The organism is Pontitalea aquivivens (assembly GCF_046507575.1).
Lineage (GTDB): Bacteria > Pseudomonadota > Alphaproteobacteria > Rhodobacterales > Rhodobacteraceae > Pontitalea > Pontitalea aquivivens.
Genome location: NZ_JBKFEY010000154.1, coordinates 1 through 234 on the forward strand (window position 1 = coordinate 1; position 234 = coordinate 234).

The 234-nt window shown below is 61.5% G+C and carries 1 pseudogene; it reads left to right on the top strand.

Annotated elements, in window-relative coordinates:
* Window positions 1-231, top strand: a pseudogene (locus tag ACK8OU_RS20615) (IS66-like element accessory protein TnpA); the annotation flags it as partial.
* Between the last annotated feature and the right edge of the window lie 3 nt (window positions 232-234).

Below are 234 nucleotides of genomic sequence, written 5' to 3' on the forward strand. Positions count from 1 at the left end.
TCAGAGGATCAGGCTGCGGATTTGTCGGTGCCTGAAGGAGTAACCTTTCTCCCAGTCGAGGTTGCGGGCATGGAGCCTGTCCCGGCAGCACCCGTTTTGCCCACTCCTTCGGTAGGCTCCATCACTGCGCAGCGTGTGGACATCACGTTGTCGGATGGTCGGCGGATATTGGTGGAGGGTGCCACCGCGCTGTCAGCGATCGTGGCGATGGTCGAGGCACTGGCGCAATGATCC